General features: G+C 68.5%; 13 protein-coding genes. 7 read left to right on the top strand and 6 right to left on the bottom strand.

Annotation, left to right across the window (positions count from 1 at the left end):
- Window positions 1–1839, bottom strand: a complete 1839-nt coding sequence (locus tag ACWDV4_RS08330) for an SCO2524 family protein (RefSeq protein WP_449975843.1) — start codon at window positions 1837–1839, stop codon at window positions 1–3.
- Between the two features lie 184 nt (window positions 1840–2023).
- A complete protein-coding gene (locus ACWDV4_RS08325; RefSeq protein ID WP_449975842.1) occupies window positions 2024–3091 on the bottom strand; it encodes a LuxR C-terminal-related transcriptional regulator in 1068 nt (355 codons plus the stop codon).
- 62 nt (window positions 3092–3153) lie between these two features.
- Here ACWDV4_RS08325 and ACWDV4_RS08320 point away from each other — a divergent pair, with 62 nt between their 5' ends.
- From ACWDV4_RS08320 to ACWDV4_RS08305, 4 genes are all read left to right on the top strand, one after another.
- Window positions 3154–3876 (top strand): PP2C family protein-serine/threonine phosphatase, encoded by a 723-nt coding sequence (locus ACWDV4_RS08320; RefSeq protein WP_449975841.1) that lies wholly within the window; start codon window positions 3154–3156, stop codon window positions 3874–3876.
- Window positions 3877–4128: 252 nt separating this feature from the next.
- Window positions 4129–5100, top strand: coding sequence for a Bug family tripartite tricarboxylate transporter substrate binding protein (locus ACWDV4_RS08315; protein ID WP_449975839.1), 972 nt, complete (start codon window positions 4129–4131; stop codon window positions 5098–5100).
- On the top strand, window positions 5101–5745 hold the full coding sequence (locus ACWDV4_RS08310; RefSeq protein ID WP_449975838.1) for a tripartite tricarboxylate transporter TctB family protein: 645 nt from the start codon (window positions 5101–5103) through the stop codon (window positions 5743–5745). It abuts the gene before it with no gap.
- Window positions 5742–7271, top strand: a complete 1530-nt coding sequence (locus tag ACWDV4_RS08305; protein ID WP_449975837.1) for a tripartite tricarboxylate transporter permease — start codon at window positions 5742–5744, stop codon at window positions 7269–7271. Before ACWDV4_RS08310 ends, ACWDV4_RS08305 begins: the two co-directional genes overlap by 4 nt.
- Window positions 7272–7293: 22 nt before the next feature.
- Here the strand turns inward: ACWDV4_RS08305 and ACWDV4_RS08300 are convergent, their stop codons facing one another.
- A complete protein-coding gene (locus ACWDV4_RS08300; RefSeq protein ID WP_449975835.1) occupies window positions 7294–7971 on the bottom strand; it encodes a response regulator in 678 nt (225 codons plus the stop codon).
- The gene (locus ACWDV4_RS08295) at window positions 7968–9524 is read right to left on the bottom strand and encodes an ATP-binding protein (RefSeq protein ID WP_449975833.1); all 1557 of its coding nucleotides are present in this window, start codon (window positions 9522–9524) and stop codon (window positions 7968–7970) included. The genes ACWDV4_RS08300 and ACWDV4_RS08295 overlap by 4 nt, the downstream gene beginning before the upstream one ends.
- 203 nt (window positions 9525–9727) lie before the next feature.
- On the opposite strand from ACWDV4_RS08295, the gene ACWDV4_RS08290 reads away from it, so the two are divergent.
- Together ACWDV4_RS08290 and ACWDV4_RS08285 are read left to right on the top strand one after the other, a co-directional pair.
- Window positions 9728–10708, top strand: coding sequence for a tripartite tricarboxylate transporter substrate binding protein (locus ACWDV4_RS08290; RefSeq protein ID WP_449975832.1), 981 nt, complete (start codon window positions 9728–9730; stop codon window positions 10706–10708).
- 64 nt (window positions 10709–10772) lie between these two features.
- A complete protein-coding gene (locus tag ACWDV4_RS08285; RefSeq protein ID WP_449975831.1) occupies window positions 10773–11963 on the top strand; it encodes a GNAT family N-acetyltransferase in 1191 nt (396 codons plus the stop codon).
- Between the two features lie 136 nt (window positions 11964–12099).
- On the opposite strand, the gene ACWDV4_RS08280 is transcribed toward ACWDV4_RS08285, so the two are convergent.
- Window positions 12100–13893, bottom strand: a complete 1794-nt coding sequence (locus ACWDV4_RS08280) for an acyltransferase family protein (RefSeq protein ID WP_449975829.1) — start codon at window positions 13891–13893, stop codon at window positions 12100–12102.
- 100 nt (window positions 13894–13993) lie between these two features.
- Entirely contained in the window at window positions 13994–16084 is a 2091-nt protein-coding gene (locus tag ACWDV4_RS08275; RefSeq protein WP_449975828.1) for a SpoIIE family protein phosphatase, read from the bottom strand.
- 178 nt (window positions 16085–16262) lie between these two features.
- Here ACWDV4_RS08275 and ACWDV4_RS08270 point away from each other — a divergent pair, with 178 nt between their 5' ends.
- Window positions 16263–20636 (top strand): HAMP domain-containing protein, encoded by a 4374-nt coding sequence (locus tag ACWDV4_RS08270; RefSeq protein ID WP_449975827.1) that lies wholly within the window; start codon window positions 16263–16265, stop codon window positions 20634–20636.
- Window positions 20637–20696 lie beyond the last annotated feature (60 nt).

Genomic DNA, 20696 nt, shown 5'->3' with positions numbered 1-20696 from the left:
TCAGCCCGCCTCCGCGACGTCGCGGCGAGCCGCGGCGAACTCGTCGAGTACCCGTAGCACTTCGGTGGCGAGTGCCGCAGCGGTCGCCGGCCGGTCCTGGAGGATCTCTCGGGCCCGCCGAAGGTTTACCCGGACGATGTGCAGGGTCTGCTGGATCTTTGGGCCGGCTTCTGCGGCGCCGCTGAGCAGTTCGATGTCGTAGAGGTGTTCGGCCTCGTTGAGCAGGTCCCGGGCGAAGACCGCCAACCGGTCACTGCGCAGGGGCGGCCGGCTGAGGATGTTGGCGGTGGTGACGAGCCCTTGCACCACCCGTTCGGTGTGGTACCAGGAGGGTTCGTCGTAGTTGACCGGTAACTGTTGGAAGACCTTGGCCGGCTGGTCCCACAGACTGCGTGCGGCCCCTCGGTCGAGTCGCCGGTCGAGCAGGTGGTCCCAGGTCCGGTCGGCCAGTTCCAGCAGCCGGGCCCGCTGGTCGGCCTCGCTCAACAGCCCGGCGATCACGGAGGAACGCTGCAACAGCAGGGCGGAGAACTCGCTGACCACCCAACGTAGCTGGGGGCCGCCGAGTTGCTCGCTGCCGACCAACGACAGGCGTACCCCCGGTGAGTGGAGGGATACCGCCGCGTCCTGGTCGAGTGCCCGTCGGGTGATGCGGGACCGATTGGCCAGCTCTTCGAGGACCAGACCCACCCGGCCCAGCTCGGCATCCGAGCCGCGCTCGCGGACCAGGCCCTTGACGGCCAACGAGGTCACCAGCAGCGTGTAGTAGTCGGAGGACTCTTCGTCAGTGGTGCGCCAGGGGATGTCTTCCAGCGGCCACCGATGGCCGTCACCGAATGTGGCCACCGCCGCCCAGTAGGTGCGGGTCAGTTCCCAGCGCAACTGTAGGGCTCGGGACAGTCGCTGCTGCTCGTCGTTGAGCAGACCAAGGATTCGCGTCCGTTCGGAGAGCAGGTCCTCGATGGCGTCCAGGGCGATGACCGTGAAGTAGAGGTAGGGCGCTTCCAGCGCCACACCCCTGGGTTGATCTCCCACCGGTTCCTCGGTCTTGATCGTCGGAGCGTCCTTGACGACGCCCCAGGACCAGCCACACTCGAAGAGTCGGTTGGGGCTCTCCAGGTCAGCGACCTGACCAGAACCGATCAGAATCTCTCGGAAGCTCGCCATCGTCTGGCGTAGCTCGCGGCGGAGCTGGGCGACGATCTGCCGTTGTGGCAGGCCGCCCTGGTTGACCATCCGGCAGAGGGCCTGGCCTTCCGGGGAGTCCACGTCGAAGACGTTGACCGAGAAGCTGCGGAGCAGTCCGACCATGGCGGCGCTCAGCCGAACGCTGGCCATGGCCTCCAGGGTTTCGATCTCCCGCAGGATCTCGTCCCGGCTGACGGATTGGCGGAAGACGCGGAGGAAACCGATCGTGGACAGGGACAGCGTCACCGACATGGCGTACGAGTCGACGATGTCCAGTTGTAGCTGCTCCGGTTTGGCCTCGGGCGCGCCGCCTATGTCGAAATAGGTGCTGCCTGAGAAAACGGGCGTACCGGACCCGTCGGTATACCTGGTGTAGTAGTCCCGAAGTACCTGCATGAGCACCCGGGGAATCTGCGTGGCATTGCCAAGGGGGCGCAATGCCTTGATCATGTCGTCGGCGGTCTCATCCGGACGGTCGATCTTGAATGTGCCGACCTTTGTCGCGGGGAGCAGGATGCAGAGCAGCTGTTCGGCATCGCTGATCGAATTCGCGCCGTCGCGCCCGCCCCACACCCACTCGCCGTCCCGCCAGGACGACCGTACGGCCGCGCTCCAAACCTCCAGAAGTTGCTGCCGAGGCTGGATCCTCATCCCAGTGCACCACCATCCGCCAATGCGCCGCCCGTACGGTCGGCGGCAATCGTGTTATGGGGCTCGGGACGCCGGAGGCTCCCGGAAGCAAGTAGATGATAGGGAAGTGCCCGGCAAGATTCCGACAACGCGAGGCTAGCGAGATCGAAAATTCCCAGCCGTACAGTCAATGATGGACTACGCGTCAAGCGCGGGGAAATGCCGAGTTCGTCGGTGGTGCCGCCCCGGCGTGTCGATGGCGTACGGCCCAGAGGGCCGCCTCGGTCCGCGAAGCCGAACCGGTCTTACGCAGCAAATTCGACACGTGCACGGTCACCGTTCGGACCGAGATCCCCAATGATCGGGCAACCTGCTTGTTGGACATTCCGGCGGCCAGGCAGGCGAGCACGTCGGCTTCCCGTCCGGTGAGTTCCGCCCCAGCGAGTTCCGTCCGGTTGAACTCCGTCTGGGCGAGCCCCGCCCCGGTGGGTTCCATCCCGGCGGGCTCGCGGATCAACGCCTGCGGGCCGCCACCACCCCGGGCCACCAGAAGCTCGGTGAGCCGGTACGGGTTACCCCCGGTCCGTTCCCAGGCAGCCTCGACGACCGCCGCCGGTACGGCGTGTCCGGGATAGGCCTTGGTCAGAATGTCGGCCACCTCGGACCGGCCCAGGGTGTCAAGGTGCTGGCGGACCGCGCCGGCCGTTCCGGCGAGCCGGGCCATCGTACGGGCGGTGAGGGCGGGGGAGACGGCCACTTCCGGCGGCTGGCTGGTGACGATGAGCAGGATCGGGAAGTCCGGCACGGTGGCGAGTTCGCCGATCAGGTTGAGGCTGGCCGGGTCGAGGGCGTGCAGATCCTCGACGACCAGTACCGCCGGCCCCGCGCCGACCAGCTCCCGGACCGTACGCACCGCGAGCCGGAGCAGTGCCTCCGGGGCGTACCGCTCGCGGGGCGGGTCGGGGTGCTGGGCCAGCCAGGCCAGCGCGTCGACCGGTAACGGCAGGGCGGTGGTGTCCCGTCCGGTCAGCACGGCGGCCAGCCAGTCGTAGGGGGCCGGACTGTGCAGCCGGGCCGCACCGGAGAGCACCGTACGTGGACAGGGCTCGAACGCGTCGAGTGCCGTGGCGGTCAGCAGGCTCTTTCCGACGCCGGCCGGACCGGTGATCACCGCCGTCCGCCCCGCCGGCCGGGTCGCCGTCGCCAACCCGGACCAGGTGTCGACGAGCTCGGCCAGTTCGCCCGCGCGACCGACCATGGGGACCGGCATCATGCCCTAACCCTACGTAGTAGTGCGTAGAGACGTGGCGACGGTCTTCTTGGCATGCTGCTTACATGACCTTGATCCTGCGTACGGCGATGGTCAGCGACCCCGGGCTGGTCCGCGACAACAACGAGGACGCCGCCTATGCCGGCGAGCGACTGGTGGCGGTCGCCGATGGCATCGGCGGACTACCCGCCGGCGAGGTCGCCAGCGCGCTCGTCATTCGAGAGTTGACCCCGCTGGACCGGCCGCTCACGGCCGAGGAGACGGCGGGGGCGGTGGTGTCCCGGGCGATCGGCGCGGCCAACCATCGAATCCGGGAGACGGCCGATGCGGACCCGGCCAACGACGGCATGGGCACCACGGTGACCGCAGCCTTGTTGGCTGGTGCGGAACTCACCCTTGCGCACGTCGGTGACTCGCGAGGCTATCTGCTGCGGCGGACCGGCCTGCGGCAGCTGACCCGGGATGACACGCTGGTCCAAGCGCTGGTCGATCAGGGGGTGCTGAGCCCGGAGGAGGCTCGCCGGCATCCGCAGCGTTCCCTGGTGACCCGGGCACTTCAGGGCCAGGACGTCGCCCCGACGATCATGGTGCTGGCCGTCGAAGCGGGTGATCGGCTGCTGCTGTGTAGCGACGGACTCTCCGACGTCGTCGACGACCATGTCCTCGCCCAGGTGTTGGGCAGCGCGACTGACCTGCGGGAACGGGCGGAATACCTGGTCAAGCTGGCGCATCAGGGGGGTGCGCCGGACAACGTCACCATCGTGCTGGCCGACGTACTTGCCGGGTAGGCGGCACGGCGCGGCACCCGGGGCGCGACGAGGGCGGGCCGCGACCACAACGACCAAAACGAACTCCACGACCGCAAGGGTGACCCGGGGCGGCCGGCCGGACAGCATCGACGAAACGCAGCCGAAACACGGCGGCAAGACGCAGCCGAAGTACGGCGGCAATAGTCGATCCCGGTCAGTGGAGATGAGATGACAGACCTTCGGGGTGCTCCCGCAGTGCGCCGCCGTACCCTTCTGGCAGCCTGCCTTCCGGTGTTGGTCCTCGCAGGAGCGGGGTGCAACAAGGCCAGCGACGCGGGTGACGGCGGAGCGACCAAGTATCCAACCCGGACCGTGCAGCTGATGGCCCCGGCCGCACCGGGTGGCGGCTGGGACATCACCGCTCGCTCGATGCAGAAGGCCATCACCGACGGCAAGCTGATCGACAAGTCGGTCGAGGTCTACAACGTGCCCGGGGCTGCCGGCACGCTCGGCCTGTCGCAGTTGGTGACCAAGAACCGGGGCGACGCGCACCAGCTGATGGTCATGGGCCTGGTCATGGTCGGCGGCGTGGTGACGAACAAGTCCCCGGTGGGACTCAACCAGGTCACCCCGATCGCGACGCTCACCGCCGAGCAGGAGGTGATCGTGGTTCCGGCATCGTCCAAGTACACGACGCTCAAGCAGCTGATGGACGACGCGAAGACCAACCCCTCCTCGATCAACTGGGGTGGCGGTTCCGCCGGTGGCACCGACCAGATCCTGGTCGGCCTGCTCGCCAAGGCCGCCGGAGCGGACCCGAAGGCGATGAAGTACGTGGCCTACTCCGGGGGCGGCGAGTCCAAGGCCGCCCTGCTCGCCGGTGACCTGACCGCCGCCGTCTCCGGCGCGAGCGAGTTCAAGGACCTGGTCGCGGCCGGCAAGGTCCGCGCGCTGGCGGTCTCCGGCAGCGCGGGTGTGGACGTGGGCGCCGGCAAGCCGGCACCCACGATCAAGGAATCCGGGTACGACGTGGAGCTGATGAACTGGCGCGGTGTGGTGGCCCCGCCGGGAATCAAGGACGGCGAACGGGCCGCGCTGATCGCCATGATGGACAAGCTGCACGCCTCCGAGCAGTGGAAGAAGACCCTCACCGAGCAGAAGTGGGACGACTTCTACCGCAGCGGTGACGAGGCGGCGGCGTACTTCGCCAGTGAGAGCGCCCGGATCACCGCCGTACTCACCGAGATCGGGTTGGCCAGCTAGATGACGCCACCCACCACTGCGGCACCGGGAACGGAGCGGGCCGCCGCCCGTTCCCGGCGGCCGCTGGGACCCCTGGTGCTGGGCGCTGTGATGCTGGCGACGGGGGCCTTTCTGTTCTGGTACGCGTACCACGCGGCCGGCGGTGACTTCGCTCCCGCCGGGCCGTGGCTGGCCCCCGTCGTGGTCTCCGGTGGCTGGCTGCTCCTGGCTCTGTGGTACCTGATCCAACAATTCGTGTCGCCGGACCACGCCACCCCACCAGCCGATTCGGCCACCGTCGAAGACTCGGTGCCGAACGCGGCGGCGGACGCTGACGATTCGGCGCCGGCAGCGACTACGAGTGACGACCCGGCATCGGAGGCGACGGCGGACGCTGATGATTCGTCCGACCCGTCGGAACCGGAGCGTATCCAGTGGCTCCAGCCCGTCCTGCTGGCCGTCGCACTCTGCGGTTACGTCTTCGCGCTGGAGCCGGTCGGATTCGTGCTCGCCTCAGCGGTGTTCTTCGTGGCGACCGCCCGAATCCTGGGTAGCCGGCAGCTGCTTCGGGACGTCGTGATCGGCGTACCGCTCGCGCTGGTTATCTACCTCGCCTTCACCTACCTTCTCGCCATCCAGTTGCCCAGCGGAGTCCTGCCGTTATGACCGATCTGTTGGCGGGATTCGGGACCGTACTGAGCCCGCAATACCTGCTCTACGCGGCGATTGGCGTCACCCTCGGCACGTTCGTCGGGGTGCTCCCCGGCATCGGGCCGGCGCTGACCATCGCCCTGCTGCTTCCGGTGACGTTCAGCCTGGACGACCCGATCGGCACCTTCATCATGTTCGCCGGCATCTACTACGGGGCGATGTACGGCGGATCCACCACCTCCATCCTGCTCAACACCCCGGGCGAGTCCGCCTCGGTGGCCACCGCGATCGAGGGCTACCAGATGGCGCGGCGAGGCCGCGCCAGGGCCGCCCTCGCCACTGCGGCGATCGGCTCCTTCGTCGCCGGCACGATCTCGACGTTGCTGCTGACCCTGTTCGCGAAACCCTTTGCCGAGCTGGCCGTCAACTTCCGGGCGGCGGACTACTTCGCCCTGGCACTGCTGGCCATGGTCGCGGTCACCGCGTTGGTCGGCCGATCCCTCGTACGCGGGTTGATGTCGCTCAGCCTCGGCCTCTTCCTCGGTCTGGTCGGCCTGGACGGGCTGACCGGGCAGGCCCGGTTCACCTTCGGCAGCCTGCAACTGCTCGAAGGCGTCGACGTCGTGGTGATCATCGTCGGCCTGTTCGCCATCGGGGAGACGCTCTACGTCGCCAGCCGGCTGCGGCACCTGCCCGAGCACGTGACGCCGCTCGAACCGGTCGGCGGAGCCCGGTGGATGAGCCGGCAGGACTGGGCTCGGTCCTGGCGGCCGTGGCTGCGCGGCACCGCCCTCGGATTCCCCTTCGGCGCACTGCCCTCCGGCGGAGCCGATGTGCCGACCTTCCTGTCGTACACCTTCGAGAAGCGTCGCTCCAAGCACAAGGAGCAGTTCGGCAAGGGGGCGATCGAAGGAGTCGCCGGGCCGGAGGCGGCCAACAACGCGGCCTTCTCCGGCGTACTGGTGCCGCTGTTGACCCTGGGTATCCCCACCTCGGCGACCGCAGCGGTGATGCTGGCCGCGTTCCAGATCTTCAACCTGCAACCGGGGCCGCAGCTGTTCGAGAAGTCACCGGAGCTGGTGTGGGCGCTGATCGCCTCGCTCTACGTCGGCAACGTCCTGCTGCTGGCGTTGAACCTGCCGTTGATCCGGGTCTGGGTGAAGGTGCTCCAGATTCCCCGGCCAGTCCTGTACGCGGGCATCCTGGTCTTCGCCACGCTCGGCGTGTACGTCGCCTCGAACAGCGTGGTCCAGGTGCTGATCGCGTACGGCATCGGGGTGATCGGGTTCTTCATGCGGCACTTCGACTTCCCGATCGCGCCGGTGATCCTGGGCGCCATCCTCGGCCCGATGATGGAGTTGCAGTTCCGGCGGACCCTGGTGCTCGCCAACAACGACCTGACCGTGTTCGTCAGTCGACCGTTGACCGCAGTGCTGCTCGGGCTGGTGGTGCTCGCCGTGCTGGTGCCGTACCTGCCACGGATCGTGGCCAAGCTACGGGGCCGGTCGGCACAGCGGCTGGTCTTCGGCGAGGACGACTGACGATCCCCGCCGGTCCAGTTCGTCAGCCGGCTCCGCCGGTCCATCGGAACCGCCGTTCCGGTCGACCGGCGGAGCCGTACCGCAGGGTGACCTTCGCCTTGCCCGCACCGACGAAATGTTCCAGGTAGCGGCGAGTGCTCACCCGGGACAGCCCGACCCGATCGGCACACTCACTCGCCGACAGGTCCCCGTCCGCGTCACGCAGTGCCCGGGACACCAACTCCGCCGTTGGCTGCGTCAACCCCTTCGGCAGGTCGATCGGGCCGGGTCGCATCGCCATCAGCAGCCGGTCCACCTCGTCCTGCGCCACCTCGCCGGAGCCGGACAGCCGGTGGTGGGCCTCCGCATACCGTTCCAGCCGATCCCGCAGCACGTCGAAGGTGAACGGCTTGATCAGGTAATGCACGACGCCGTGCCGCAGGGCGGTACGGATCGTGTCCACGTCCCGGGCGGCGGTGACCACCAGGGCATCCACCCCGGCCGCGTCCTCCCGGAGCCGGCGCAACACCTCCAGCCCGGAGAAGTCCGGCAGGTAGATGTCGAGTATCAGCAGGTCGGGACAGCTCTGTTCGATCTCGGCAAGTGCCTGGGCCCCGGTGTGTGCCACCCCAGCGACAGTGAACCCCGGCACCCGGGCCACAAATCCACTGTGCACCTTGGCGACCATGAAGTCGTCGTCGACGACCAACACCCGGATCACGATGCCGCTCCGACCACTAGCGGAAGGCGGGCGTGGAACGCCGACCCGGAGACCTCGATGCTGCCGCCCCGATGCAGACAGATCAGCCGAGTCAGGGCCAGCCCGAGCCCATGATGGCCCAACGCCTCCTCCTTGGTGCTGTAGCCCTGCCGGAAGACCTCCTCGACCAACTCCGGGGGCACCCCGGGGCCCGAGTCGGTGACCGTCACCCGCACCGCGTCGCCGGTCGTACGGACGCTCACCGTCACCTCGCCGCCGGAACTGATCGCGTCCAGCGCGTTGTCGACCAGGTTTCCCACCACGGTGACCAGGTCACCGGCCATCCGGTCGTCGACCGGGGGCAGATCCGAGTCCGGCGAGACGTGCAACTGGGCTCCCTGTTCAGCGGCGAGACTGGCCTTGGCGATCAGCAGCGCGGCGAGCGCCGGATCTCGGATCAGCGTGGTCACATCACGGTTGAGCGCCTCATGCACCTGACTGGCCCGGGTGATGTAGCGCACCACCTCGTCGTGTTCGCCCAACTCCACCAGACCGGCGATGATGTGCAGCCGGTTGGAGAATTCATGCGCTTGGGCACGCAGTGTGTCGGTGGTGTGCCGGCTGACGTCGAGTTCCCGGCGTAGCGCGGTCAGCTCGGTCCGGTCCCGCAGGGTGGTCACCGAGCCCACCTGGCGACCCCGCACCATCACCGGCTGGCGGTTGAGCACCAGCACCCGGTCGTCGCTGAGCACGATCTGGTCCACCCCGGTGACCCGGCCGGTCAGTACGTCCCGCAGGCGCGGTTCCATCGGGTGACTGTGCAGGGATTGGCCGACCGGTGATTCTGGGAGCCCGAGCAGTCGTACCGCCTCGTCGTTGACCAGGGTGACCCGATCGGCGACGTCCGTACCCACGACGCCCTCCTTGATGCCCTGCAACATCGCCTCCCGGTGCTCGACGAGTCCGGCGATCTCCCCCGGCTCCAGCCCCAGCGTCTGCAACTTGACCCGACGGGCCAGCAGCAGCGAGCCGGCCACCCCGAGCGCCCCGCCGAGCAGCAGGTAGGTGAGCAGGTTGGGGAACGCGGTGGCCAACTGCTCGGGCAGGGTCGGATAGGTGCGGCCTACCACGATCAGGCCGAGGAAGCGGCCGTCCCGCTCGTCCAGTACCGGCACGTGTGCGACCAGCGCCGGGCTGCCGTCGTCGACCACCCCGACCCAGGAGCGGCCGGAGAGCCCGTCGCTGGCCCCGAGGACGGCCGGCGCGCCCGCGTCCGGCCCGGTGAGCAGCTTGCCCGTCGCGTCGGTGATCAGCACGTACGACGCACCGGAGACCGCGCGAGCACTCTCCGCCACCGTGGCCAGCGCCTCTCGGTCGCCCGGTTCGCCGATGCCCAACCGTACGGTCCGGTTGATGGCGGCATTCTCGCCGACTGACCGGAGGCGCGCGCCTTCCTCGCGACGAAACTCCACATCGGACTCGGTGATCGATACCGCCGCCACGACACTCACCACCAACAGCACGATGCCGAGCTGGAACAGCAAAAACTGCCCAGCCAAGGACAACCGCTGCATCCCACCCTCCCCTCTCCGGTGAAAGGAAGGGCCCCTTCTTATCGCTTTTTGCATAGGAAGGGGCCCTTCCTAACACCACAAGCAGGAAAGTGCGTTGAGCGGGGCAGCGCAACCATCACGCCGTAACTATCGGGGACGGACTCGTGACAACGGGCCGTTGGGCGAGCAGGATCTGCACGTACCGGATTCTCGAAGGAGCCGTGATGGGCCAGCTGATCCGCGTGCTGGCGGCCGGCCTCGTGGTCCTGCTCGCCGGCGGGGCCTGCGTGCCCGGCTCGGACCCGGATACCCGAACCGAATTGCGGATCATGGTGCCCAATCCGCCGGGCAGCGGTTACGACGTCACCGCGCGCACCATGGCAAAGGCCCTGGCAGATGGTGGCATCACCCGGAACGTGGAGGTGTTCAACCTGCCCGGCGGTGGTGGCGTGGTCGGGTTACGGCGGCTGGGCTACGAGCGGGGCAACGGCCAGTTGCTGATGTTGATGGGGCTGGGCGTGGTCGGTAGCCAGCACACCGGTAACGCACCGGTCACCCTGCAGGACACCACACCGATCGCCCGCCTGATCGAGGAGCCGGCCATCATCGTGGTCACCCGGGACTCGCCGTACCGGGAACTGGCCGACCTGGTCACCGCGTGGCGGGCCCAGCCCGCCGCCGTACCGGTGGGTGGCGGCTCCACGGCCGGCGGGCCCGACCACCTCGCGCCGATGCTGCTCGCCGAGGCCGTCGGCATCCGACCACGCCAGGTCGCCTACCACCGGTACGACGGGGGTGGCGACCTGCTCGCGGCGATCCTCGGCAAGCAGGTCGCCTTCGGGGTCTCCGGGGTCAGCGAGTACGCCGACCAGATCGCCTCCGGGCAGCTTCGGGTGCTCGCGGTCACCAGCGAACGCCGGATCCCCGGCATCCACGCCCCCACCCTGCGGGAGAACGGTGTCAACGTGGTGTTCGCCAACTGGCGGGGTGTCGTCGCCCCGCCGGGCCTCGCCGAGCGGGACGTCACGGCGATGCGGGCAGCCGTGTCCCGACTACGTGGCAGCGCATCGTGGCAGGCGGCCCTGGCCCGGTACGGCTGGACCGACGCCTATCTCGACGGCGAGGAGTTCGGCGCGTTCCTGTGTGCCGAGAACGACCGACTGGCCCGGGTACTGGGGGAACTCGGTCTGGTCGGCGCGGCATGACCGGGCTGGATGGGGGCGGAGTAATCCGGTTGAAGATCGTTACCGACCGCGCTGGGATGAGCGGATGGACATCCGACGGGTCACCGGCGAAGAACGGCTCACCACCTCCCTGCCCCTCCAGGCGTACGCCTTCGAGCAGTCCCCGAGTGGCCCTGACCGGGCGGAGGAGTTCCGCCGTTATCTGCCGTACGTCGACGGGAACGTCACGCTCGTCGCGGCGGACGGGGATCGGGCCGTGGCCACCGCGTCGGCCATCCCGATGCGACAGAACCTGCGAGGCTCGGTCCAGCCCATGGCCGGCGTCGCCGGGGTCGCCACCCACCCGTTGAGCCGTCGTCAGGGCCACGTCCGGGCACTGCTGCACCGACTGCTCGGTGAGATGCGGGACGCTGGCCATTCGATCAGCGCGCTCTACCCGTTCCGCGCCTCCTTCTACGAGCGGTTCGGCTATGTCGGGCTGCCAGCGGCCCGGACCGTCACCTTCGCTCCGGCCAACCTCGGGTCGCTGCTGCGGGTTCAGCTGCCCGGTGAGGTCACCCTGCACCGGATCAAGGAGGGCTACGACAGCTATCGCGACCTGACCCACCGGCTGTTGGCTGACCGGCACGGGTTCGCCGTTGCGCCGGAGTTCCGTGCGGTACGTCAGCGTGACGACGACAAGGACTGGTTGGCCGTCGCCGAGGTCGACGGTGCGGTTGTCGGGGCGGTGCACTACCGGATCGACGACTTCGGCGGGAAGATGAGCGCGGGCGACCTGCTCACCACCGGGCCGCTGGGTCGCGCGTTGCTGCTGCGGTTCTTCGCCCACCACGTCGACCAGGTCGCGGAGATCAGCGTACGGGTGGCGGCCGACGAGACCCCCGAGCTGTGGGCCACCGACTTCGCCGTCCACGTCCAGAGTCGGGTGGTCTATCCGACCGGTGGCGCACCGATGGCCCGGGTGCTGTCGCTGGAGGCGTTGGCCGGACTGGCGGTCGGTTCCGGCCGGCTGACCGTCGAGGTCGTTGACGATCGGTTCATCGGCGGCAGCTATCTCCTGGATGGCACCGATGGGAAGCTGGAGGTCGTACGCGGGTCGGAGTCGTTGCTGCCCAGCGCGACGTTGACCGGTGCGGGGCTCTCCGGGCTGGTCTACGGCGTCCTCGATCCCGCCGACGTGGCCATCCGAGGCTTCGGCACCCTGGACCGGGACGCCGAAGCGGAGCTACGGACCCTGTTTCCGCGCTGTACGCCGTACCTGTTCGCCGAATTCTGATCGGTGGCGGCCGGCCACCCCATGTCGGCCACCCCATGTCGGCCACCCCACGCCGGGCCACCATGCCAGCCAGCGAGGCAGCCACCATGCCGGCCTGCGGCCAGCCAGCCAGCGGGCAGGCTGGTCAGGAGGCTGCTCAGGAGGCGCAGACGAAGCGACCGTCGGCCCAGATTGTGGACGCCCGACCGGCCGAACTGGTGGCGACCAGGTCGACGAAGGTCGCCTGGGTCACGTCGACGTCGATCTCCTCGGCGAGGTCACCTCGGCCACGGGCGCTCGACTCGTAGACCGTGACCCCATCGGTACGGACGGCGAAGGTCACCTGGACGCCGTCGTTGTCGGTGTCGACCACCTCAACGATGGCCCGGAGGCGTTCACAGCCCGGTGGGGGATGCACCCGGAGTCGGCTGGGGGCCTGAGTGACGACCCCGCGTGGGCGGGCATCGTCCACGTTCGTCGGTGTCGGCGGCAGCGGGATCGACTGGGCCGCCGGCTCGGGTGCGGACGGGTCCTCCAGCACCAGCAGCAAATCAGATAGATAGTGCATGGTCTCGTGTCGGGGCTGCCGGTCCTGGCTCTGGGTCGGCGTACCCGGTAGGACGTTGAGCGCGGTGAAGGCCAGGCAGACGGCGAGGGTTGCCACGGTCGCGACCATCCCCCGGTGCCAACGGCTACCCGGGATGATCCGGCGCGGGACAGGGCCGGCCAGCGCGCTGCTGGCGACCGAAGTTGTCGCCGGGGCGGCAGCGGGCGTCGTCACCAGGTCGGCAGCGGACGGTGCCGCCCCGGGCCGAGCGGCGCGCTGCGGCGCGGTGCCGGTACGCGGGATCAGGGCGGGCGACCGGCGGGCGGCGAGATCCTCGACCCAACCGAGCAGGACCACCGCCACCGCCGTGATCAGCCACACTGCGGTCAACCGGAGTACGACGTTGCCGGCCCAGCCGGAGAACGCGATCGAGCTGAGTCCGATGGCGGCGAGCAGTCCGGCCGGCATGTGCCACAGGTAGATGGTGACCGCTCGGGCGTTCAGCAGGTCGATGGCCCGGTTCAGCGGCCGGAGTTGGGTCAGCCAGTCGAGTCGGGGCTGGAACCGCAGCACCGTGGCGACGAAGGCGATCGACCAGAGGGTGTTGCCACCGGGGATGCGGTTGAGGTCGAAACTGCCGCTCGACCAGGCGGCGACGAGCACCCAGGTGGCACCCGCGAGTGCGATCGTGGCGACCGCGATGGCGTACCGGCGGGCCGGTAGTCGTTTGAGTAGCCCGTCGTGGTGGGCGAAGCCGAGCAGCCAGCAGGCCACGTAGGTGCCGACGTTGGTGGCCTGCTCGTTGAAGTAGCCGCCGATCTGCACTACGCCGAAGAGGGACGCCACGGGTACGGCGACCGCTACCGCGATGGTGCGCCATGGCCAGCGGCGGAAGGCAGCCAGCAGGGCCGGCGAGAGCAGCACCAGCCACAGGTACGTGACGATGTACCAGAGCACCGCGTTGAACGCCCAGGCCCAGGATTGGCTCCCGGTCGGCGGCGTACGCGCCGGGAAGATCCACCAGAGCAGCTCGCCCCAGCCGAGCTGGGCAGCTGGCGCGGCCCCCCACCCGGTGAACAGCATGAGCGGTACGGCCACCGCCGCGAACGCCCACAGCGGCGGCAGCAGTCGGCGGAGCCGACGGGTGATCGCCTTCGGTCCACTGCGGTCCAGCGAGCTGGCCATCAGGGAGCCGGCCAGGGCGAACATCAGCCCCATCGCGGGAAAGAGGACGGTGAGCCAGACCCAGCCGAAGACGTGGTACACGACCACTCGTACCAGTGCGGCTGCGCGCCACAGGTCCAGGTAGCGGTCCCGGGTTCGCGGGCCGGGGCGCGGGCGGAGGTCCTGGCCCGCGCTCGGTGCCGCGCTGGTGGCGCGACGCCCGAGGAGCATGCGGACCATGGGCAGGACCTTTCCCCCAGATAAGGCCGACACCCTCGTCCGTAAGGCGTTTCAGGTCGCCGTACCGGACATGTCCATTCGACGATACGTCGATGTCGACTCAGCTGATCATGTCATTTCGCAGCACCAGAATAGCGATATCGTCGCGCGGCGACTCGGCGGAGAAGCCGATCGCGGTGGAACGGAGCCGAGCAGCCATCACCTCGGCCGAATATCCAGCCAGCGGCACGGTGGCGTCGCGGAGCCGATCGGTACCGAACAGTTCCCGCCCGCGCCGCCGCTCGGTCACGCCGTCGGTGTAGAAGACCAGCGCGTCACCCGGGCCGAGCAACACGTCCGTAGCGGGGGTGGCGATGGTGTCCAGCAGCCCCAGCGCGGTGCCGCCGGTCCCGACGAAGGACGCCTGACCGTTGCCCCGGACCAGCACCGGCCGGTCGTGGCCGGCGAGGTGCAGCGACACGTCGAGCTGTCCGTCCGGACCTCGTCCCACGGCGGCCAGCGCCAGCGTGCAGTAGCGGCCGGCGCCACGTTCGAGCAGTGTCTCGTTGAGCCGGGAGAGCGCCTCCGGTAGCGGCTTACCGTCCCTGATCAGCACCCGGATCACGTCGCGGACCAGCCCGGTGACGGTGGCAGCCTGCACTCCCTTGCCGGAGACGTCACCGACGGCCACCAGCCATCGGCCGTCCGGCAACGGCAGTACGTCGTAGAAGTCGCCACCCACCTCGGCGTCGTCACCGGTGGGCACGTATTCGGCGGCGAACCCGATACCGTCCACCACCGGCAGTACCGGCGGCAGGAGGGACTGTTGCAGGGTCTGTGCGATCCGCCGCCGCTCCGCGTGGATCCGCGCGTTCTCGATCGCCAGCGCCGCCCGGCGGGCCACGTCCTCCAGCACGCCGATTTCGTCGGGATCGTGCCGATGGCGTTGGTGGCGACCGACCGTCAGCGTGCCGAGCCGCTGCCCCCGCGCCACCAGCGGCAGCGCGATGCCGTCCATCGGCCCGCCGATCGGCACCTGGGAGCCGATCCGGGAGGCTTCCCGAATTCGGGCCTGCACCGAATCAGGGCCGCTCTCGTCGAGCACCTCGTGCAGTTGCGGCAACATCGACTCGTCGGCGTGGCTCGCTGCCGCGAGTTGGAGTCGCCCCCACTCGTCGGTGATGTGTACCGCAGACCACTGACCGAGGCGGGGCACCACGAGCTGCGGGATCAACGCCATGGTCAATTTGACGTCGAGGGACTGGGCGAGCAGTTCGCTCGCCTCGGCGAGGAAGGTCAACCAGGTCTGGCGGCGTACGTCCGCCCGGCGAAGCCGGTCGTTCTCCAGGTGCAGGGAGAGCCGTTCCGCCATCAGGGCGGCCAGCGGTCGGGCGTACGCCGAGGGGGCCGCGTCGAGTTCCAGTTCCCCGGAGTAGGGCCGGTTGACCGCCAGCGGCACCCGGACCAGGGCGTCACCGGGCCGGGGCTGGCGGCCGTAGCGGGCGAGGAGTTGCTCGCCCGCCCCGTCACCCCGATCAAGGCGTACGGACCCGCCGGCCGCCCCGAGCATCTCGCCGATCCGGGCCAGCAGGTTGCCGGCGAACTCCGGCAGGGGATCGTCGGATGAGGGATCCGGTGCCGTCTGCATCAACGCGCTCAGTGCCCCGGCGCTTGGTGCGGCCTGCTCCGGAGCTGGGCTGGACGCACCGGTCAGTGGCCCAGTGGCGACGGTTGTCGGATCTGACTGACCGGGATCTGCCCCGGGAGCGGGGTGCTTGCGATCGAGCCGGAACCAGACACCCTTGCCGGTCGGCTGGTGGCTGGTGCCCCAGCGGCTGGCGAAGTGGTCGACAAGCAACAGGCCACGACCTCGCTCCGAGACTTCGGCGATGTCGGTGGCGTCGATCCGAGGCCGGGCGATCACGTCGTTGATCCGCCCGGGGGCGAAGTCCGATACCGTCACCGTCAAGCCGTGTCCGTCCGCAACGACCTCAATGTCCAGTTCAGTGCCGGCGTGCTCGACCGCGTTCGTGGACAGCTCGGTGGTCAGCAGCAGCGCTTCGTCGAGCAGTTCGTCGAGATCCGCCTCCGCCAGCACCGACCGGACGATGGCCCGGGCAGTGGCGGGGGTACGCCGGTCGGCGGGGAGCCGTACCCGGCGAACGTGCTCGTCTGCACCGCTGGTGAATGCGGGCCCCGCCTCCGCTGACACCCTTCGTATCCTCCACCCAGCCGGCCATAGTTCCAAGCCAGGCCCCAATCAGGCCTCGGTAGCGCAGGTCAGCACCGGTCGATTCCGGCGGGCAGGGGCACAATGATGGGGATGCCGATCGTTCCCGGAGCCTGGTCGGTGTCGCGTACTGCCATCTCCCCGAGCTGAGCGAGGAATGATGACCACGGCGAAATGGAACTCTGCCGCGGACCACACCGGCGCCGAGGACACGGTCCTGCTCGGCGAGCTCGCCGAGGCCCTGCGGCGGGTCCGGCGCGGCGACCTCAAGGTACGACTGCCGCGCCGCTCCGGTGCCGCAGGCGAGGTCGCCGACGCCTTCAACGAGGTTGTCTCGCTCCAGGAGCGGCAGCATCTCGACCTGCGCCGGATTAGCCGCCTCGTCGGCCGGGATGGCCGGCTCGACGAGCGTCTTGACGAGGAGGGCCTGGACGGATCCTGGGTTGCGTCCCAGCAGGCGATCAACTCGCTCATCGACGATCTGGGGCGGCCCACCACGGAGATCGGCCGGGTCATTGTGGCTGTGGCGAACGGGGACCTGTCCCAGCACATGGCGCTGGAGATCGACGGCCGGCCGCTACAGGGTGAGTACCTGCGGATCGGTCGGACCGTCAACACCATGGTCGATCAGCTGTCGTCCTTCTCGAACGAGGTGACCCGGGTGGCCCGGGAGGTGGGCACCGAGGGTGAACTGGGTGGTCAGGCGGACGTACGGGGCGTCGCCGGCACCTGGAAGGACCTCACCGACTCGGTCAACACCATGGCGTCGAACCTGACCTACCAGGTGCGGTCGATCTCACAGGTGGCCACAGCGGTAGCCAAGGGAGATTTGTCGCAGAAGATCACCGTCTCGGCCAAGGGTGAGGTTGCCGAGCTGGCACACACCTTCAATTCGCTCACCGACACGCTGCGGCTCTTCGCTGAGCAGGTGACCCGGGTGGCCCGGGAGGTCGGCACCGAGGGCAAGCTGGGCGGCCAGGCCGAGGTGCCGAATGTGGCCGGCACCTGGAAGGACCTCACCGACAGCGTCAACTCGATGGCGTCGAACCTGACCTCGCAGGTGCGCAACATCGCCCAGGTGTCCACGGCGGTGGCCCGGGGCGACCTGAGCCAGAAGATCACGGTGGCGGCGCAGGGCGAGATCCTCGAACTGAAGGACACCGTCAACACGATGGTGGATCAGTTGTCGTCGTTTGCCGATGAGGTGACCCGGGTGGCCCGGGAGGTGGGTACCGAGGGCAAGCTGGGTGGCCAGGCCCAGGTACGCGGAGTCTCCGGGACCTGGCGGGATCTGACCGAGAACGTCAACCAGCTCGCCGGCAACCTGACCTCGCAGGTGCGCAACATCGCCCAGGTGTCGACGGCGGTCGCGAAGGGTGACCTGAGCCAGAAGATCACCGTCGACGCTCGGGGGGAGATCCTCGAACTGAAGGACACCGTCAACACGATGGTGGATCAGTTGTCGTCGTTTGCCGATGAGGTGACCCGGGTGGCCCGGGAGGTGGGTACCGAGGGCAAGTTGGGCGGTCAGGCGCAGGTGAAGGGGGTTTCCGGCACCTGGCGGGATTTGACGGACAACGTGAACTCGATGGCGTCGAACCTGACGTCGCAGGTACGGAACATCGCCTCGGTCACCACGGCAGTGGCGAAGGGTGACCTGAGCCAGAAGATCACCGTCGACGCCCAGGGCGAGTTCCTGGAGTTGAAGTCGACGGTGAACACGATGGTGGATCAGTTGTCGTCGTTTGCCGATGAGGTGACCCGGGTGGCCCGGGAGGTGGGCATCGAGGGCAAGCTGGGTGGCCAGGCCCAGGTACGCGGGGTCGCCGGGACCTGGCGGGATTTGACCGACAACGTGAACTCGATGGCCTCCAACCTCACCGCCCAGGTGCGCAACATCGCCCAGGTGTCGACCGCGGTGGCCCGGGGTGACCTGAGCCAGAAGATCACCGTTGACGCCCGGGGCGAGATCCTGGAGTTGAAGTCGACGGTGAACACGATGGTGGATCAGTTGTCGTCGTTCGCTGACGAGGTGACCCGGGTGGCCCGGGAGGTGGGTACCGAGGGCAAGCTGGGTGGCCAGGCGCAGGTGAAGGGGGTTTCCGGCACCTGGCGGGATTTGACGGACAACGTGAACTCGATGGCGTCGAACCTGACGTCGCAGGTACGGAACATCGCCTCGGTCACCACGGCAGTGGCGAAGGGCGACCTGAGCCAGAAGATCACCGTCGACGCCCAGGGCGAGATCCTGGAGTTGAAGTCGACGGTGAACACGATGGTGGATCAGCTGTCGTCGTTTGCCGACGAGGTGACCCGGGTGGCCCGGGAGGTGGGTACCGAGGGCAAGCTCGGCGGCCAGGCCCAGGTGAAGGGCGTCTCCGGCACCTGGCGGGACCTGACCGAGAACGTCAACCAGCTCGCCTCCACCCTCACCACCCAGCTACGGGCCATCGCCCGGGTCTCCACCGCCGTCGCCAAGGGCGACCTGACCCAGCGGGTCGCGGTCAAGGCACAGGGCGAGATCGCCGAGCTGAAGGACAACATCAACCAGATGATCGTCACCCTGCGGGAGACGACGAAGAAGAACGCGGAGCAGGGCTGGCTGGACTCCAACCTGGCCCGGATCGGCGGTCTGCTCCAGGGGCAGCGGGACCTCGTCGAGGTCTGCCGGATGATCATGATGGAGGTCACGCCGCTGGTGGACGCGCAGCTCGGCGCGTTCTTCGTGGCCGACCATGACGAGGCAGTGCTCCGGCTGCGGCTGATCGCGTCGTACGGCTATGTGGCCCGCCACCAGGAGGTCATCTTCGGGCCGGGTGAGGGATTGGTCGGTCAGGCCGCACTCTCCCGGCGGACCATCCGGGTCGGTGCCGTGCCGGACGGCAAGCTCACCATCCGCTCCGGCATCGCCGAAACGCCCCCGGCCGACCTGGTGGTGTTGCCGGTGCTCTTCGAGGGCGAACTGCTCGGCATCATCGAGTTCGCCAGCATCGCCGCCTTCTCCGAACTGCACCTGGCCTTCCTCGAACGGCTGGTCGGCACCATCGGCGTCGCCGTCAACACCATCCAGGCCAACCGGCGTACGGAGGAACTGCTCGCCCAGTCGCAGCGCCTCGCCCACGAGCTGCAGGAGCAGTCGGCGGAGTTGCAGCGCACCAACGCCGAGTTGGAAGACAAGGCGAAGCTGCTGTCGGAGCAGAAGGGCAACATCGAGACCAAGAACAAGGAAATCGAGATGGCCCGGATCGGGCTGGAGGAGAAGGCGCACCAGCTCACCCGGGCGTCGGCGTACAAGTCGGAGTTCCTGGCCAACATGAGCCACGAACTGCGTACGCCGCTGAACTCGTTGCTGCTGCTTGCCCGGTTGCTGGCGGACAACTCCGAGGAGAACCTGACCGTCAAGCAGATCGAGTTCGCCAGGACGATCCACAGCGCCGGGTCGGACCTGCTCCGGCTGATCGACGACATCCTCGACCTGTCGAAGATCGAGGCGGGACGGATGGACGTCGAGCCGACCGAGGTGCGGTTCTCCGAGATCCGCGGCTATGTCGAGCAGGCATTTGCCCCGCAGGCCGAAGAGAAGAAACTGGACTTCCAGGTACGGATCTCCAAGGAACTGCCGCCGGCCGTCATCACCGACGCCCAGCGCCTGCAACAGATCCTGCGGAACCTGCTCTCCAACGCCATGAAGTTCACCGACAACGGTGCGGTGACGCTACGGATCGCACCGGCACCGGACAACGCCTTCTTCGACGTACCGGCGTTGGCCACCGCCCGGCAGGTGGTGGCGTTCACCGTCATCGACACCGGGATCGGTATCCCCGACGAGAAGCTGTCGCTGATCTTCGAGGCGTTCCAGCAGGCCGATGGCACCACCAGCCGGCGGTACGGCGGCACCGGTCTCGGGCTGTCGATCAGCCGGGACCTGGCCCGCCTGATCGGCGGCACGATAACCGTGTCGTCGGCTCCCGGGCAGGGGTCGACCTTCACCCTGTTCATTCCGGACGTGTTGGCTCCGGACACGGTGGTGGCGCCGATGCCGCTGCCTGCGGCACCCATGCCGGCCCGGGCTGGGCTCCCGGCACTGCTGCTCCCAGCCACCGACCAGGGACCGGTTGTCACCACGCCCGCCACCCAGCAGCTCGACGGAGCCACGGTCCTGATCATCGATGACGATGTTCGGAACGTCTTCGCGCTGACCAGTGCGCTGGAGTTGCACGGCATGACGGTGCTCTACTCGGACAACGGCGCGGATGGAGTTCGGCTACTTGCCGAGCACCCAGAGGTGGACATCGTGCTGATGGATGCGATGATGCCTGATCAGGACGGTTACGAGACGACACGAGCGATTCGTCGCAATCACCGGTTCACTGATCTGCCGGTGGTGTTCCTCACCGCCAAGGCGATGCCGGGCGATCGGGAGTCGGCGTTGACCGCCGGTGCCAGCGACTACATCACCAAGCCGGTGGATCTGGATGAGTTGATCGAGCTGATGGCCTCCTGGGTCAATGGCGAAGGGCGGGAGGTCGGATGATCAACGAGCGAAGCGGGGCGGCGACATGAGCGAGCGAATCGGCTGGCTCAGGTTGAGGCA

It is taken from the genome of Micromonospora sp. NPDC003197 (genome assembly GCF_053590565.1).
The sequence above is the reverse complement of the archived record's forward strand: the minus strand, read 5'-3'. Positions and strand labels throughout refer to the sequence as shown.

What these genes read in the sequence shown, in the direction of transcription:
- ACWDV4_RS08270 (WP_449975827.1), top strand. Translation starts at nt 16,263, where the DNA reads ATGACCACGGCGAAATGGAACTCTGCCGCGGACCACACCGGCGCCGAG.
- ACWDV4_RS08305 (WP_449975837.1), top strand. Translation starts at nt 5,742, where the DNA reads ATGACCGATCTGTTGGCGGGATTCGGGACCGTACTGAGCCCGCAATAC.
- ACWDV4_RS08290 (WP_449975832.1), top strand. Translation starts at nt 9,728, where the DNA reads ATGGGCCAGCTGATCCGCGTGCTGGCGGCCGGCCTCGTGGTCCTGCTC.
- ACWDV4_RS08295 (WP_449975833.1), bottom strand. Translation starts at nt 9,524, where the DNA reads ATGCAGCGGTTGTCCTTGGCTGGGCAGTTTTTGCTGTTCCAGCTCGGC.
- ACWDV4_RS08280 (WP_449975829.1), bottom strand. Translation starts at nt 13,893, where the DNA reads ATGGTCCGCATGCTCCTCGGGCGTCGCGCCACCAGCGCGGCACCGAGC.
- ACWDV4_RS08325 (WP_449975842.1), bottom strand. Translation starts at nt 3,091, where the DNA reads ATGATGCCGGTCCCCATGGTCGGTCGCGCGGGCGAACTGGCCGAGCTC.
- ACWDV4_RS08320 (WP_449975841.1), top strand. Translation starts at nt 3,154, where the DNA reads ATGACCTTGATCCTGCGTACGGCGATGGTCAGCGACCCCGGGCTGGTC.
- ACWDV4_RS08330 (WP_449975843.1), bottom strand. Translation starts at nt 1,839, where the DNA reads ATGAGGATCCAGCCTCGGCAGCAACTTCTGGAGGTTTGGAGCGCGGCC.
- ACWDV4_RS08310 (WP_449975838.1), top strand. Translation starts at nt 5,101, where the DNA reads ATGACGCCACCCACCACTGCGGCACCGGGAACGGAGCGGGCCGCCGCC.
- ACWDV4_RS08285 (WP_449975831.1), top strand. Translation starts at nt 10,773, where the DNA reads ATGGACATCCGACGGGTCACCGGCGAAGAACGGCTCACCACCTCCCTG.